The sequence below is a fragment of the Ornithinibacillus sp. 4-3 genome, from assembly GCF_040958695.1.
Classification (GTDB): domain Bacteria; phylum Bacillota; class Bacilli; order Bacillales; family Amphibacillaceae; genus CALAMD01.
The window spans coordinates 1,167,834-1,182,911 of sequence record NZ_CP162599.1 but is presented as its reverse complement, the minus strand read 5'-3'; the positions used below and the strand labels follow the sequence as shown (position 1 = coordinate 1,182,911).

Genomic DNA, 15,078 nt, shown 5'->3' with positions numbered 1-15,078 from the left:
GAGACAAAAGAATTTATTGCTTAGCTAATCCCAAACATAACTTGTACAAATACCCACTTCGGAAATATACTTCGCTTTCCTTGGGCGGCTGGAGAGCCTCGAATGACAGGATATGATCGACTTTAGCCCATGAGGAGTCTTCGTATATTTCCTATGCTACATTTGAATATTATTCGAATTTCAAGCTTAGTTTTTCTTCTGCTCCTGCCTCATTACATTTATAATCATTTATTTCATTGATTTTTTTTATGAAAATAACAAAAAAACTATCTATCCCTATTGTAACATAACAGTTGGTATACTTAGCTTTTCAAAGTGTTTTGTATATCATCAGTTTATTATCTAGAGTACCCAAAGCAATCTGTAGTGATTTTTAATCTCATTTTATAAGTATTTATAAGCTATAATAAAAACAGAAAGAGAATTGCGGGAGGGGGAAAATCTATGTTGGGTTATTATAGTAAACTTTCTTCGGAAGTATATAATATGGACAAATATATTGGCCTTTCATTTGGTGATGTGGAATTTTATAGCAACAGATTAGCTTCTTGTAAAGGTAAAATCCTTGAACCTGGAGTTGGAACTGGTCGTATTCTGATTCCACTTTTACAAAAAGGTTTGAAAGTAGATGGTTTTGACGTTTCTGAAGAGATGTTAAAAATTTGCCATCATAATTGCGAACAAAGAGGATTCAATCCTAAGTTATTTAAGGGAGAGATGAAGGCATTTTCTTTAAACACAAATTACGAAGCTATTATTGTGCCAACTGGAACATTTCTGCTGTTACACCAAAGGGCTGATTCCATTAAGGCCTTAAAAAACTTCCATAATCATCTCTCCAATGGAGGTAGACTAATTTTAGATATCTTTTTACAAACTGATTTATCAGTGGATAAAGCTTCAACAAGAACTTGGGAATGTGAGAATGGTGATATGATTACATTGGAAGATAAGATAGTCGAGGTTGACTATATCAATCAATATACAATAGCCCATAATCGCTACGAAAAGTGGCGTAATGGCGTACTTTTACAAACGGAACTCGAACAATTCCCATTACGTTGGTATGGAGTTGAAGAATTTAGAACGATCCTTGAGCAAATCGGATTTAAAAACATAGTAATATCAGCAGATTATAATTATGGACAATATCCAAATAAATCAAACCAAATAATTACATTTGAAGCTAATAAGGATTAATACTTATCAAATTGGACATAGAGGGTGAGAAAGCCCTCTATTTTTAACTAAACAATAAATATATTACTTTTTTCAAAACCTCTGGTATTGCTTCTAAAACACTTAATAATTCATTCGCCAACAAACAAAAGAAGATGACTAAATCTGTGCCATCTTCCATGATTCTGTCTATTGAATAAGTTATTGTAATTCCTATCAAGCCAATTTTACTGTTCAATTGACCGTCACTTACAGCAACTAAAGCCCCTAACACATAATCTACAATAACAAATGATAGTAGCTTTAGAAAAAATTTCACTTATATTTTATTTACTTCGCTTTTTGCTTGTAATTTTTTCTCAATGAACTTCCCTAAAATCCAAAACAGACATATCCCAATCCCAATAGCAACTGTTTTCAACGGATTCTTAGCAAATTCTACAAAACTTGACCCGATGTAGGCAATGGAGAAAATCATTACCGATTTTCCAAGTAGTACAGCTAGAATAAACTGCTGAGTACTTATTTTAGAAAGACCGGCGACTACATTGATAACAGAGGATGGCGAAAATGGAAAACAAAGCAATAAAAATAACGGTCCAAAGCCGTGTCGATCTACCCACGTAGTTACTCTTTTCACCTGTTTATTCGCTCTGATTTTCATAAATAATTTTCGTTTACCTAGTCTACGTATAATTAAAAATACTAAAATTGCTCCTAAGCTCGCACCAATCCATGAATAGAAAAAACCTTTAAGCAAACCGTAAGCAGCTCCATTCGCCAAAACAAACACAAACATTGGCAAAAACGGTAGAAAAGCTTCAATAAAAAGTAATGAGATCCCAGGTATAGGTCCTAGACTCTCATACTCGCTTAATAAGTGCATAATATATTCATTTAATTGGTCATCAGCCATCGATTGTTTAAAATCTGCAATTAAAGTGCTTATGTATTGCATATATATTTCTCCCCGTCTAGAGCATCAAATTTTGCTTTAATCATCCATCTCATTATATACCCATTACCTAGCATAGACAAAACATCTATAATCTATATCTTCTAATCATAGACCTCTTTCTTAAAAGCATATTACTACATTTTATTTTAACGATAAAAATTCCATTTCACTATACAACCAATTATGAAACGCAAAACCTTTTCTATTTTAACATAATCATGAACTTTTTTTATATAGAGAGGTGAAAATAACACAAAAATTTCATGAAACGAATCATTAGCTTCGTTGCAGAGCACTGGAAATCATTTTAATCCGATTGTCCAAAAGATATCGAAATTGCGCAGTACGATTTACTTGATTCTCCATAGAACCAATCGAAATATCTAAAACAATGCTTTTCCCATTTTTAAAAACAACTTTCGTTTGTGCTTGTGGTGCTGGAAGGATTTTCTGAATATGTGTATGGGCAATCCAAGAGCAATTTGGACTAATGGGAGAGGATGTTGGAAAGAAATACATACCACTGGCAGGATCAATAGAAATAGGAGCTTTATGCGTTAAATCAGAAATAGCACGGGTGCCTTCTTGTCTGCCGCGTAGTGACGAACCAAAGAACTTACATGCTTCATCAACTATTTTACTAGGAGGTCGTGAAACATAAAACTCCTCCTGTTCTTCAATCACATAGGAGATCATTTTACCTTCTTCATTATGCTGTGGAATTATTGCTAATGTATGAGGTGTTATTTCGTGGGAATTGACATATTGCAAAACTATCATCCTTTCATTTAAATATGAAAAGAAAGAGGTCTATATAACTAATTTATCAAAAAACAACAAAAAAAGATATAAAAAAACATAATTTTCCGATATTTTTTCTACATATTTTTTACTATTTATAAAATAAACGGACAAACTAGAATAGAGGTGATAATATGCTTAAAAATTTTATTTTATCAATGGCTATTGTAACAAGCTTTATGGCACAAGCACCAGAAGAGGATCAAGCAGAACTATTTGATATTGTTCAAGGGATGGTTGTAGAGACATTACCAATTCATGATACAACTGTTATGAATATAGAAGCTTGCTTGGAAACTATTTCAGGAATTGTTAAACAAGTTAGTCCAATCCCTAAAGCGGGATATATGTTAAAAATCCCATTAAAAGATGATTATTTTATCGATAATGAATGGTTTCAATCCTCTATAAATGAAATCATTATTATTTATCCTAATGAGAGTACTGAGCAACCATATATTTTATTATTTGATGAAGAACATCATGCACATTTCTTGTATGTCAATGCTGATTTACATGATTTGTTTTTAAAAGTTCTTCTGGAAACAACTTGGTAATTAGAAAGGAAAAAAGTATGTAGAGAATTATTTTCTCCACATACTTACTCCACCTTTTACTATGGTTAAATCTGTAAATCCAAGCTTCTTTAATCTACGGCACGCTTCTTTACTAATATGCCCAGATTGACAAATAATTACAGTTTCTTTCTCTTTACTAAGTTGATGTGCATCTCTTTTTATTCTTCGTAAAGGCATACTTTTAAATCCTTTAATATGAAAGTTTTTGTATTCACGTGCAATACTAACATCTATAAATTGATATTTTGTTGGATGTTTTAAGCGTTCATTTAATTCTTCACTAGTGATTACTTTCATTCCGTCCACAGGAAGAAAACGTTTTAGAATAAAAAATAATACGATTACAACAAGAGAAATTCTAATAATATCGACAATATTCATAGCAGCACTCCTTTTACTCCCTATTTAGTACAATAGGGTCAAGTGCCTAAAAAGTCAATTATTTTATTGAAAAGAAGCAATGACAAATTCACTACGCATGTCATTGCTTCTTTAAGCTTTATTCTGATTTAGAAACGTTCCATAATAACATTCTTCCTTGGTGACGTAATCCTTCTACTTTATCAGTAGAAAACTCTGTACGACTTACTTCCCCAAGTTTGAGTGCTGGAATATACTCCCAATGCCATTTTTGAATTCTATCAAATACTTCTTTAGTATCATCTAGAGTTGGTTGATTTCTAAATTCTTCTAATAATTGATCTAGCTCTTCACTTTCTGTAAATCCGCCTTCACCTTTACCAAAATAGTAAATTGCAGTTGGATCTGCACGTAAACTATGCCCCATTGCATATAAATCATACTCTTCGTTAGGATCTTTTACCTTATCTAATAATGTCGCCCAATCATATACTTGTAATTCTACATTCATTCCAATGCTTTCTAATTGCTTTTGTAAAACTACTGCCGCATTATAATGTGTTACATACTCACGGTCAGTAATAATTGTAACTGTTTCTCCATCATAACCAATTTCTTCTAAAATTTTTTTAGCCTTTTCTGGGTCATTTTGATAGAACTTCTCTTTTCCTTGCTCACTATACCAGTAAGCCTCTTGAGGTTCTAACATCATTCCATGACTTAAACGATAATATTGCGGATCAGCATATGCAGCTGTCATCACTTCATCATAATCTATTAATGCAGCTAGCATTTCACGTGCACGTACATCAGAGAAGATTCCACGACTCTTATTTGGAATAGCGACCATTGTCGAAATACCAGATGCTACATGACTTACTAACCCTGGAGTACCTTCTAATAATATCGCATTATCATTCGGAATATTATGAACAATGTCATATTGTCCTGACTGAATTCCTGCTACACGAGTAGATGGATCAAGAACAAATTCAAAAATAATTTCATCTACCAACGCTGCTTTCTCACCAACTAGACCATTTGATTCACCTTCTTGGCTCACATAATCATCAAATTTCTCTAATTTTACATGTTGATCATGCGCCCATTCCACAAATTTAAATGGTCCTGTTCCAATAAACTCTGTTACTCCTGTTTCATCTGCTGCTTCTACAACTTCCTTAGGCATAATTCCTGAAAATGTTGTTCCACCTTGAGATAATGCTGTTAGTGCTGTCGATAAAGGTTTGTCTAATTTAAATACAACTGTGTATTCATCAATTTCTTCAAAGATAGCATCATCAAATTGCCCTCGTCCTCCAGGCAAGTCCTTCCAACGGTTCATTGAAGCAACAACATCTTCTGCTTTCATTTCTTTGCCATTATGGAAAAGAACCCCTTCACGTAGCTTAAATGTGATTTCTAATCCATCATCACTCTGTTCAAAGGATTCAGCTAATTGAGGTACAATTTGGTATTCTGAGTCTACAGAAATTAGCTGTTCATAAACACTTCCCATAATTTCTGTCGTTGCTGCAGCTGTACTTAAATGCTGGTCTAAGCTTGGCGGCTGTGCAGAGTAGGCAATTCGTAAAGTTCCCCCTGAAGCAGCAGGCTCATCTGCATCTTCATCAGAATCATCTGTACTATCATCTGTCTCATTTTGTGCAGTGTCTTGATCGTCCTTTTCATCATCCTTTGTAGTATTTGAACTACAACCAATTAACCCAATAGCAACTAATAATACTAAAAACAATGTAAGCAATATCCTCGTACTTTTCATTGTATTCCCCTTTTCTTTTTCTGTTTTTTTAAGATCAAATTCAGTCGTTTTAAAGAACATTTTACTCAAAAAAATTTACATAGATTTATTGTTTCCTGGGCTATTATTTCTAAAAAATTCCCCTCCTTAGAACATTTTACCCAACAATAGACCTATGTGATTAATTTTCATTATAGTCAATCTAATAAGATAAGTCAATTTTTTCTGAAATTAATGAATTCTATTCTTTTTTCCACAATAAAAACAGTAGAAAATTAATATAAATTAACCTTCTACTGTCTTATTTTCCTACTATTTGTAATTAAATTTCTGCTAATGGACTTAATTTTTCCTCACCTGTTAAATTAGCGATCATTTTTACTAATAGATTTATCTCATATTCTAAATCCTTAAAGCTTACTACTTCCAATGGTGCATGCATATAACGTAATGGTAAGGATACCATTGCAGATGGAACACCTTTATTCGTATAAAGCATTAAATCTACATCTGTATGTGTTTTTTCGTTCACTAATTCATATTGTAGTGGTATATTTTCTTCTTTTGCAGCTTGTTCTAATAATTGAATTATTTTCTTATTTAATATATTTCCTTTTGCTATAACAGGTCCTTGCTCTAAACGAACATCTCCATGTTTTTGCTTATCTACTGTTGGGTAGTCTGTCGCAAAGGTTACATCAGTGGCAATCGCAACATTTGGTTGAATTCCTGCTGCTGCAAAATAAGCACCACTCATATTCGTTTCTTCATTCACAGTACTAGCTGCATAGACACCGACATTACAATTTTTTTCTTTTAATTTGCGAAGTACCTCAGCCACAATAAATGCGCCTGTTCGATTGTCTAAGCCTCGAGCTGTAAGATAACGATTCATTAGCGTATCCGGTTGTGATTCATATACAATGTAATCTCCTATATGAACATATTGATTGGCTTCTGCTTTCGATTTAAAGCCACAATCAATAAATAAATCCGCTAATGTAAAATCCTTTTTAATACCTCCATGGTGCTGTGCATTAACTCCAATGACTCCAGGTAATGTCTTTTCTTCGGTTAACACATTCACCTTCATCCCAACTGCTGCTTTCGGGTTAATTCCTCCAACTCGTTCAAAGTATAAAAATCCTTCTTCATCGATACGATTAACTACTAAACCAATTTCATCACAATGACCTGCTAATAAAATTTTAAATTTTGCGTCAGGATTTAAAATTGCAATGGCATTACCAATATCATCAATTCTTATTTCATCAGCAAATTGTTTCGTATAGTTTAACCATTTCTTCTGTACTTCTACCTCGTGTCCAGATGGTGAAGCAGTATGAAGTAAATCCATTAAAAAATCCTTATTCATTATGTCCCTCCTTAATGAATTTGAAAAATACAGCCTATGTCATTCATAAGCTGTATCTTTCCCTTAATAAATTAAATGAATTAAATCTTCTTTTTGAATTTTTCCTAAGTAATATGGCACATCGACATCAGTTAATGCTTCTTCTAATGCTTTTCGCTCGTGGCGAACGCCAATTAGTTTTTCTTCAATATCTTTAACATCCCCTAAACCGAAGAAATCACCATAAATTTTACAGTTTTCAATGATTCCTTTTTTCACATCTAAACGAACATCTAATAGTCCAGATGGGAATTTATGAGAAGCTTTAATATTAAATGCTGGTGATTTCCCAAAGTTCCATTCCCATTTTTGATAGCGTTTTTTAGAAATTTCATAGATATTTTCCCAGTCTTTTTCTGTTAGTTCATACTTTGGAACATCCTTTACATCTGCCACATCAAATATGTAGCATAAAAGAATTTCAACAAACTCTTCCATTGTTTTCTTCTCTGTCAAATACTCAGAAATATTGGCTACACGACTACGGATGGATTTAATACCTTTTGATTCAATTTTTTCTTTACTCACATTTAATGAGGAAACAATATGCTCAATCTCTGAATCATAAATAAGCGTACCGTGGCTAAACATTCGACCTTTTGTAGAGAACTGAGCATTCCCCGAAATTTTACGTCCTTCTACAACTAAATCATTACGTCCTATCAACTCTGCTGGCACCCCTAGTCTGTTTAATGCTTTAACAACAGGCTGGGTAAATTTTGCGAAATTATGGAAGCTTTCTCCATCATCTTTAGTAATAAAACTAAAGTTCAAATTACCTAAATCCTGGTATACAGCTCCACCACCAGAAAGACGTCGAACAACTTTAATACCATTACTATCTACATAATCTGTATTGATTTCTTCTACAGAGTTTTGGTTACGCCCAATAATAATACATGGACCATTAATATAAAATAATAAATATGTATCTTCATTTCCGAAATTTTGTAAAATATATTCTTCAATTGCTAAGTTAATATAAGGATCTGTAATTCCTTTATTATCAATAAACTTCATTCTACATTACCTCCATTTTCTTTAATAGATTAAGTGGTCTTCTCTTTAGTTTATAAAAAAAGAACATGCATTCAAAGTATAAGCATATTATTTTTCATTTTCCCATACAAAGCCAGTTGTCGCCAAGTCTATCGTACCTTGATAAAATTCGCTAGCTTCTGTACATAATTGCTGTAAATCTCCATACTGTGGCAAATGACTTAATAATAAATGTCCAACATTCGCCTTTTGCGCAATAGTTGCTGCCTCTTTACTTGTCATATGACCAGCTACTGAACCGTCTTGGTCAGCAAAAAAATTACAATCTGCAATAAGTAAATCTGCATTTTCTGCAAATGAAATCCATTCCGTTTGAAATGCAGTATCTGCTGTATATACAAGACTTGTCTCTCCATCAGTAATTCGCATGCCATAGCATGGAACTGGGTGAGCTGTCTTTAGAAAAGTGATGGAAAATGGGCCGAGAGTTAATGTTTTATCTGGTTCATATACTTCGCCTTTTGTAAATTGATGTGTTAATTTCGCAAAACCTTCCTCATCCTCTAAATGGCCATAAATAGGTAAAATAGTATCTTTCCCTGTTACATAAAATTGAGTCAGACGTGCGTATTGTAACACACCAATATCTGCCATATGATCATGATGGTAATGTGAAAGAATTACTGCGTCAAGGTCCATCACAGAATAATAATGCTGTAACTTTGCTAAAGCACCGCTCCCCATGTCTATAGCTAATACAAAGCCATCCTTTTCAAGTAAGTAACAGGAAGTAGCTCCGTCTTTTGCTGGATAGCCGCCCCAACAACCTACTACTGTTAATTTCATCACTTATCACCTCATTTATTAATGTTTCTTTATTTTCATCATACTGTATTTAGGTGAAAAAGAACATTCTACAAAATCAATTATGCTATTAGGCAGGGTTAAAAGAATTTAATACTTCGCTTTCCTTTATAAAAAAAGACTGAACAATTTTTTGTCCAGTCCTTTATCTGTTAATCATTTAAGAAATCAAGCACTTGCTGTACTGCTTTTTCCCCTTGTTCAATACAATCTGGAATTCCTAAACCTTCATAAGAGCTACCTGCAAGGAATGTTCCAGGTAAATGGTTTAGCATTTCTGTTCGGATATGATTTAGTCTTTCAATATGACCAACTGTATATTGAGGCATTGCTTCTTTCCATCTTGTAATTACGTAGAACTCAGGCTTCTTCTTGATTTTCATCGTTTTATTTAAATCACGTAGTACAATATCAATAATTTCATCATCCGGCAGATCAACGATTTCCTGATCTCCTGGCTTGCCAATATATGTGCGTAATAATACTTTTCCAGCTGGCGTTGAATTCGGCCATTTACGATGTGTCCATGTGCAAGCTGTAATTCGATAATCACTCTTTCTTGTTACAACAAAGCCAGTACCATCAATATCTTTCTTTAGTGCTTTTTCATCAAAAGCTAATGCTACATTTGCTACAGATGTTGATGGGATATCATTAAGCACTTGGAAGAAATCATACTGACTAAACATTTTTGGTACTGTGTGATGTGCAGAAGTTAAAACAATTGCATCTGCCTTTGCAACCATACCACTGCTTAACAGCAAATGATAGCCTTGTTCCTTCTTTTCAATATGATCGACTTGTTCATGCATTGTAATTTTTATGTCTTGCAGTTGTTGCTTTAATGCATCTATGTAAGTCTCAAGTCCGTTTTTAAACGAATAGAACATTCCACCTTTTGGTTTTTCTTTCGTTTTTTTCTTCGGTGGCATAGATTTCTTTAATCCCTTGATAAGACTGCGATGCTGTTGCTCTAAATGGTAAAAGTTAGGAAAAGTGGCCATTAGGCTCATCTTATTCATATCTCCCGCATAAATACCAGATAATAATGGTTCAATTAGGTTATCAACAAGCTCATCACCAAAACGGTGTCGAAAGAACATTCCTAATGATTGATCTTCTACAGCTTTCCCTTTTGGCAAAACAAAATCAAAACCTGCTCGCATCTTTCCTTTAGTCGAGAATAAGCCAGAGAATAAGAAAGGTTTTGACTCTGTTGGTACACCCATAAAAGAACCTTGTGGCATTTTATGCAATTTATTATTTGCTAAGATATATGATTGCCCTGTTCCATTACGCACAAGCTGATCAGCAATACCTAGATCTTCAGCTAGTTTTACAGCTGGTTGCTTACGTGCCAAGAAAGAGTCTGGTCCTCGTTCAATAACAAAGCCATCTTTACGAAAGGTTTTAATTTTTCCACCTAGACGATCACTCGCTTCAATCAATTCAATGGTGTATGGTAATTGTTTTTCTTTTATTTCCTTTTGTAAATAAAAAGCAGTTGCTAAACCGGTGATTCCCCCACCAACAATGACAATATTTTTTTCTTTACTCATTGGTGTCACGCTTCAATTGATTCAAGCACACTCCTGCAAGCATTTCAATAAATTGCGGTTCTGTATTTGGCATTTTTGGACGATAATATTTTGCACCGACTTCATCACAAACAACTTTACATTCATAGTCATTGTCATAAAGTACTTCTAAATGATCCGCTACAAATCCAACAGGCGCATAAATAAATGCTTTATATTTCCCTTCATTATATAAATCTCGAGTTAAATCTTGAACATCTGGACCCAACCAAGGATCTGGTGTGTTTCCTTCACTTTGCCAACCAATACGATAATCTTTTACACCAGCTTTTTCAGCAATAAGACGTGCTGTTTCTTCTAATTGTTCTACATAAGGGTCCCCGCCAGTTACAAAGCGCTCTGGTAAACTATGCGCAGACACGATTAACATAGAATGATCACGTTCTTCTTTAGGCATACTGTCCAAAGTCTTCGTCAAATGTTCTGACCATAAATTAATAAATCCTTCTACATTATGCCAATGCTTCACAGAAGAAATTTTTAAACCACCTAATTTCTCTGCTTCTTGTACCGCTCTTTCATTATATGTATTAACACTAAATTTAGAGTAATGTGGTGCTAACACGATAGAAACTGCTTCTTCTATCCCATCATCTTTCATTTGCTGAACAGCGTCTTCAATAAATGGCTCAATATGCTTTAGACCGATGTACACTGAAAATTCCAGTTCATCTTGTATTTCATTTAATTTGTCCATCAAACCATTTGCCTGAGCTTTTGTGATTTCTGCTAATGGTGAAATACCACCAATTGCACGATATCTTTCTGTTAAATCTTGTAACGCTTCTTCAGAAGGCTTTCTTCCATGTCTAATATGGGTATAGTAACGCTCAATATCCTCTTCCTTGTATGGAGTTCCATATGCCATAACTAATAGTCCCACTTTTTTTCTGCTCAATTTCTTGACACCTCTTTTTTAATTTTTAAAGATTATTTTAAAGTCATTACTTTTTCAGCAGACTTTGATAACTAGCTTACTTTTCTTTATCTCAGTTACGCTAATACAATTTTTGTGTTTTTCGTTTTCACACCGAAGAACGGAATTACGTTTACTGTCGCTTTCTTCTGGTGAAGTATGCTTTCGTATGTTCGTATCCGTTCTTTTTTATACTCATTATGAATCATTATCTTTTTGAATACGTATGAACTAGTTCTGTTAATCGTTTCAAAGTATCTTGTTTAATATCTGGAGTAACTCCATGCCCTAAATTAAACACATGCTTACCATCCTTCATACCTTCATCTAAGATAGCTTTTGTACGTGTTTCAATTGTTTCCCAATCCGCCAACAAAATAGTCGGATCTAGATTTCCTTGTAATACTTTTGTTACTCCTAATTCACGCGCCTCAGAGATAGATGTACGCCAATCTAAACCAATAACATCAACAGGTAGATCATTCCACTCTGGTAATAAATGACGTGCATGAATACCAAATGTAATTAACGGTACATTTTCCTTCTTCAACTCTGAAAAAATACGATGCATTACAGGCTTGATGAAATTTCGATAATCTGCGCTATTTAGTGCACCAACCCAAGAATCAAAGACTTGTACTGCCGAAACTCCAGCATCAATTTGCGCCTTAACATATGGAATTACCATATCAGCTAGTTTGTCCATAAGTAGGAACCATGCATCTGGTTGGCTGTACATAAATGCTTTTGTTTTTCCATAATTTTTTGAAGGTCCCCCTTCAATCATATAGCTAGCTAATGTAAATGGCGCACCGCTGAATCCAATCAATGGTACTTTAAGCTGCTCTTCCGTTAAGAGCTTAATTGTTTCTAATACATATGGAATATCTTCAACTGGATTAATTGTTCCAAGGCGTTCAATATCTGCCTTTGTTCGAATTGGTTTATCAATAACAGGACCAATTCCTGGTTTCATTTCAACATCCATCCCAATTGCCGGAAGTGGAGTCATAATATCTTTATACAAAATTGCTGCATCATTATTGTATTGTTCTACTGGAAGTCTTGTCACATATGCACATAATTCAGGATTATGTGTGATATCAAATAATGTGTGCTTTCGACGAATTTCTAAATATTCTTTTTGTGAGCGTCCTGCTTGACGCATATACCAAGCTGGTGTGTATTCTGTTTTTTCTCCACGATATGCTCTAATAATCGTATCGTTAATTTTTTGCGACATATTCTCAATCCTTTTAATATATTCTCAAAACTCCAACCCACGATTGGATTTGAACATTCCTCAATTTACTATAGCGATAATTAAGTTATCTGTATAGTAAAGGACTCTATTTGTCATAAATTTGATTCATTTAACAGACAGTATAACCACTTTCGATGGATTTCCTTCTATTTTTGTATTTGAATCATATGGAACAACATAAAATTTCTCTGATTCGAAAATAGATATATCATCAATAGTAAAAGAATTCTCTCCTACAACTTCTCCTATTCGTTCATCAATACCTTCTGTTTCCCGATAGATTCGATATACAACTCGTTCATCGGCGTGATCTACATTCCATGTAATATTACCTTTTATAAATGGAAATATCCCAAAGGAATAATGTATTTCTACATCTTTTATTTCTGGTAATTGAATTGGTTTAGGCAGATCTATCACTGTATCTGGTTTGACAAATTTCTCCTGAAGTGGACGTTTTGCATCAACTTCCGACAAAATTTTCTTCGTTAGTTCTGTTGGATAGGAGCTACCACCTGTTAAATAGTGATCTTTGTCTGAAACATCATATCCCATCCATAATGCACTTACATATTCTGGTGTATATCCGACAAACCAGGCATCTTTTGTCATTCCTGAAACAAAGGGATGCTGTGTAGAACCCGTTTTTCCAGCAAGCTCCTTACGGTAGTTGCCAGCCTTTGCTGTCCCTGTTTCAACAGTGTGTAAAAGGATGCTCGTCATATTCCAAGCAACCTGTGCGTTAAATACTTCTACTGTTAATTTCTTTTCTTCAAAAACAACATTTCCTCTTTGATTAATAATTTCTTTAATAACATTTGGCTCAATCATCTGTCCTCGATGAGCAAAGGGACGATAGCTTTTCATCATATCCATCGGTGTTACCCCTTCTGAAAGTCCACCTAAAGCAATAGCAAGTCCTTCATCTGGAATATTAATACCCAACTTTTGTAGGTAGCTTTTCGCATGCGAGATACCAATTTCATTAAGTAGCCATACTGCAGGAGCATTCTTGGATTTTACAACTGCATCATAAACAGTCACCATGCCATCATATTGACCATCTACATTACTTGCCACATAATCCCCATAATTTTGAGGATCATCACGCAGAATTGTATAAGGAGTATAATTTTCTTGCATCATCGCTGGGGCATACACAGCAATTGGCTTCATGGTGGAACCTGGTTGTCTTTTTACAAGGACACGATTTAAATCACCATATTGGTAATCTCGACCACCAATCGCTGCAACAACATTCCCCCGTTCTACATCCATCATAACAAAGGATCCCTCTACTCCCTCTGTATTTCCAGGGAAATACACGTCGTTTTGGAATTCTTCATAAGCTGTTTTTTGGATAAGCTCATCCATATGAATAATAATTCGATAGCCGCCTCTTTTTAATTCATTTAATGATAATTGATATTTGCTGGCAGCTTCATCAATAGCTAAATCAATATAACTAGCTGCAAAGGTTTGATTTGGTCTCTCCTCTAGATTTAAACCGAGCGTTTTCCCTTGCTCCATCTTTAATGTTTCATGATTAATCATTCCAGCATTATTCATTGACGCTAAGACAACATTTCTTCGTGTTAATGCATTTTCTGCTTGATCAATTGGTGAATAACCTGATGGCGATTTTACAATTCCAGCTAAAAGCGCACCTTCTGCTATAGTTAGTTCTTCCACACTTTTGGAGAAGAATTTTCTAGAAGCAGCTTCTATTCCATGAACACCATGTCCAAAATACACCTTATTTAAATAAAGTTCCAAAATTTCTTCCTTTGTGTAATTTCGTTCTAGATAAATAGCTGCCATTACTTCTTTCGTTTTTCTCATCCATGTTTTATCGTTCTGCAAAAATAAATTCTTTGATAATTGCTGAGTGATGGTACTAGCACCTTCTACTTTATTCATCGCAATCACATCACGGTATACAGCACGTAAGACTGATTTAAAATCAACCCCTGCATGCTGGTAAAAACGAACATCCTCTACAGCGACAAAAGCTTGCTGTACATGTTCAGGTACTTGATTTAAAGTTACTGGGTATCTTCGCTCATTATATAGTTCATGAACAACTGTTCCATCTGCTGTTTCAATGGTCGTTGTAGCATCTAATAAAAGCTGTTTTTCATCTACCACAAGTCGACCGCCAAATAGAATAAATAAATAACCTAAAACAGCAAATAGTACAATAAAAGCAAGACTAAAGAGCATATACTTTTTGTTTTTTTGACAAAAATCGATTATTTTCTCTTTCATTTTTCTCCCCTTCTATACAATATCACCATTATACGACAGGAGAAGAGAATCTAAAAGAAATCAAAATACTGTTTTCAGGGAAAATTAGGAAATATAAAGCTAATAGATAACCGTTTT

The 15,078-nt window shown here is 34.2% G+C and carries 14 protein-coding genes; 2 read left to right on the top strand and 12 right to left on the bottom strand.

Going from position 1 to position 15,078, the window contains the following annotated elements:
• Positions 1–444 precede the first annotated feature (444 nt).
• Positions 445–1,200, top strand: a complete 756-nt coding sequence (locus AB4Y30_RS05755; protein WP_368654536.1) for a class I SAM-dependent methyltransferase — start codon at positions 445–447, stop codon at positions 1,198–1,200.
• Positions 1,201–1,243: 43 nt separating this feature from the next.
• Here the strand turns inward: AB4Y30_RS05755 and AB4Y30_RS05750 are convergent, their stop codons facing one another.
• From AB4Y30_RS05750 to AB4Y30_RS05740, 3 genes are all read right to left on the bottom strand, one after another.
• Positions 1,244–1,498, bottom strand: coding sequence for a phage holin family protein (locus AB4Y30_RS05750; protein ID WP_368654535.1), 255 nt, complete (start codon positions 1,496–1,498; stop codon positions 1,244–1,246).
• Positions 1,499–2,137 carry a TVP38/TMEM64 family protein gene (locus tag AB4Y30_RS05745; protein WP_368654534.1) on the bottom strand — a complete coding sequence of 213 codons (639 nt, stop codon included), beginning with the start codon at positions 2,135–2,137 and terminating at the stop codon, positions 1,499–1,501.
• Positions 2,138–2,413: 276 nt separating this feature from the next.
• Positions 2,414–2,917: a competence protein ComK gene (locus AB4Y30_RS05740; RefSeq protein ID WP_368654533.1), complete on the bottom strand. Its 504-nt coding sequence runs from the start codon at positions 2,915–2,917 to the stop codon at positions 2,414–2,416.
• 155 nt (positions 2,918–3,072) lie between these two features.
• On the opposite strand from AB4Y30_RS05740, the gene AB4Y30_RS05735 reads away from it, so the two are divergent.
• Positions 3,073–3,495 carry a hypothetical protein gene (locus AB4Y30_RS05735; RefSeq protein ID WP_368654532.1) on the top strand — a complete coding sequence of 141 codons (423 nt, stop codon included), beginning with the start codon at positions 3,073–3,075 and terminating at the stop codon, positions 3,493–3,495.
• Between the two features lie 27 nt (positions 3,496–3,522).
• On the opposite strand, the gene AB4Y30_RS05730 is transcribed toward AB4Y30_RS05735, so the two are convergent.
• The 9 genes from AB4Y30_RS05730 to AB4Y30_RS05690 all read right to left on the bottom strand — a co-directional run bounded on the left by AB4Y30_RS05730 (position 3,523) and on the right by AB4Y30_RS05690 (position 14,961).
• Positions 3,523–3,897, bottom strand: coding sequence for a rhodanese-like domain-containing protein (locus AB4Y30_RS05730; RefSeq protein WP_368654531.1), 375 nt, complete (start codon positions 3,895–3,897; stop codon positions 3,523–3,525).
• 118 nt (positions 3,898–4,015) lie between these two features.
• Positions 4,016–5,659 (bottom strand): ABC transporter substrate-binding protein, encoded by a 1,644-nt coding sequence (locus AB4Y30_RS05725; RefSeq protein WP_368654530.1) that lies wholly within the window; start codon positions 5,657–5,659, stop codon positions 4,016–4,018.
• A gap of 301 nt (positions 5,660–5,960) precedes the next feature.
• Positions 5,961–7,013, bottom strand: coding sequence for a M20/M25/M40 family metallo-hydrolase (locus AB4Y30_RS05720; protein ID WP_368654529.1), 1,053 nt, complete (start codon positions 7,011–7,013; stop codon positions 5,961–5,963).
• 63 nt (positions 7,014–7,076) lie between these two features.
• Complete coding sequence (locus AB4Y30_RS05715) at positions 7,077–8,072, bottom strand: lipoate--protein ligase (protein ID WP_368654528.1); 996 nt, start codon at positions 8,070–8,072, stop codon at positions 7,077–7,079.
• An 87-nt stretch (positions 8,073–8,159) separates the two neighbouring features.
• A complete protein-coding gene (locus AB4Y30_RS05710) occupies positions 8,160–8,897 on the bottom strand; it encodes an MBL fold metallo-hydrolase (RefSeq protein WP_368654527.1) in 738 nt (245 codons plus the stop codon).
• 170 nt (positions 8,898–9,067) lie between these two features.
• On the bottom strand, positions 9,068–10,474 hold the full coding sequence (hemY, locus tag AB4Y30_RS05705) for a protoporphyrinogen oxidase (RefSeq protein ID WP_368654526.1): 1,407 nt from the start codon (positions 10,472–10,474) through the stop codon (positions 9,068–9,070).
• Entirely contained in the window at positions 10,467–11,411 is a 945-nt protein-coding gene (hemH, locus tag AB4Y30_RS05700; RefSeq protein WP_368654525.1) for a ferrochelatase, read from the bottom strand. Before hemH ends, hemY begins: the two co-directional genes overlap by 8 nt.
• Before the next feature lie 226 nt (positions 11,412–11,637).
• Positions 11,638–12,672: a uroporphyrinogen decarboxylase gene (gene hemE, locus AB4Y30_RS05695; protein ID WP_368654524.1), complete on the bottom strand. Its 1,035-nt coding sequence runs from the start codon at positions 12,670–12,672 to the stop codon at positions 11,638–11,640.
• 126 nt (positions 12,673–12,798) lie between these two features.
• Entirely contained in the window at positions 12,799–14,961 is a 2,163-nt protein-coding gene (locus AB4Y30_RS05690) for a transglycosylase domain-containing protein (RefSeq protein WP_368654523.1), read from the bottom strand.
• Positions 14,962–15,078: the final 117 nt, after the last annotated feature.

What these genes read in the sequence shown, in the direction of transcription:
- AB4Y30_RS05755 (WP_368654536.1), top strand. Translation starts at nt 445, where the DNA reads ATGTTGGGTTATTATAGTAAACTTTCTTCGGAAGTATATAATATGGAC.
- AB4Y30_RS05745 (WP_368654534.1), bottom strand. Translation starts at nt 2,137, where the DNA reads ATGCAATACATAAGCACTTTAATTGCAGATTTTAAACAATCGATGGCT.
- AB4Y30_RS05740 (WP_368654533.1), bottom strand. Translation starts at nt 2,917, where the DNA reads ATGATAGTTTTGCAATATGTCAATTCCCACGAAATAACACCTCATACA.
- AB4Y30_RS05735 (WP_368654532.1), top strand. Translation starts at nt 3,073, where the DNA reads ATGCTTAAAAATTTTATTTTATCAATGGCTATTGTAACAAGCTTTATG.
- AB4Y30_RS05730 (WP_368654531.1), bottom strand. Translation starts at nt 3,897, where the DNA reads ATGAATATTGTCGATATTATTAGAATTTCTCTTGTTGTAATCGTATTA.
- AB4Y30_RS05725 (WP_368654530.1), bottom strand. Translation starts at nt 5,659, where the DNA reads ATGAAAAGTACGAGGATATTGCTTACATTGTTTTTAGTATTATTAGTT.
- AB4Y30_RS05720 (WP_368654529.1), bottom strand. Translation starts at nt 7,013, where the DNA reads ATGAATAAGGATTTTTTAATGGATTTACTTCATACTGCTTCACCATCT.
- AB4Y30_RS05715 (WP_368654528.1), bottom strand. Translation starts at nt 8,072, where the DNA reads ATGAAGTTTATTGATAATAAAGGAATTACAGATCCTTATATTAACTTA.
- AB4Y30_RS05710 (WP_368654527.1), bottom strand. Translation starts at nt 8,897, where the DNA reads ATGAAATTAACAGTAGTAGGTTGTTGGGGCGGCTATCCAGCAAAAGAC.
- hemY (WP_368654526.1), bottom strand. Translation starts at nt 10,474, where the DNA reads ATGAGTAAAGAAAAAAATATTGTCATTGTTGGTGGGGGAATCACCGGT.
- hemE (WP_368654524.1), bottom strand. Translation starts at nt 12,672, where the DNA reads ATGTCGCAAAAAATTAACGATACGATTATTAGAGCATATCGTGGAGAA.
- AB4Y30_RS05690 (WP_368654523.1), bottom strand. Translation starts at nt 14,961, where the DNA reads ATGAAAGAGAAAATAATCGATTTTTGTCAAAAAAACAAAAAGTATATG.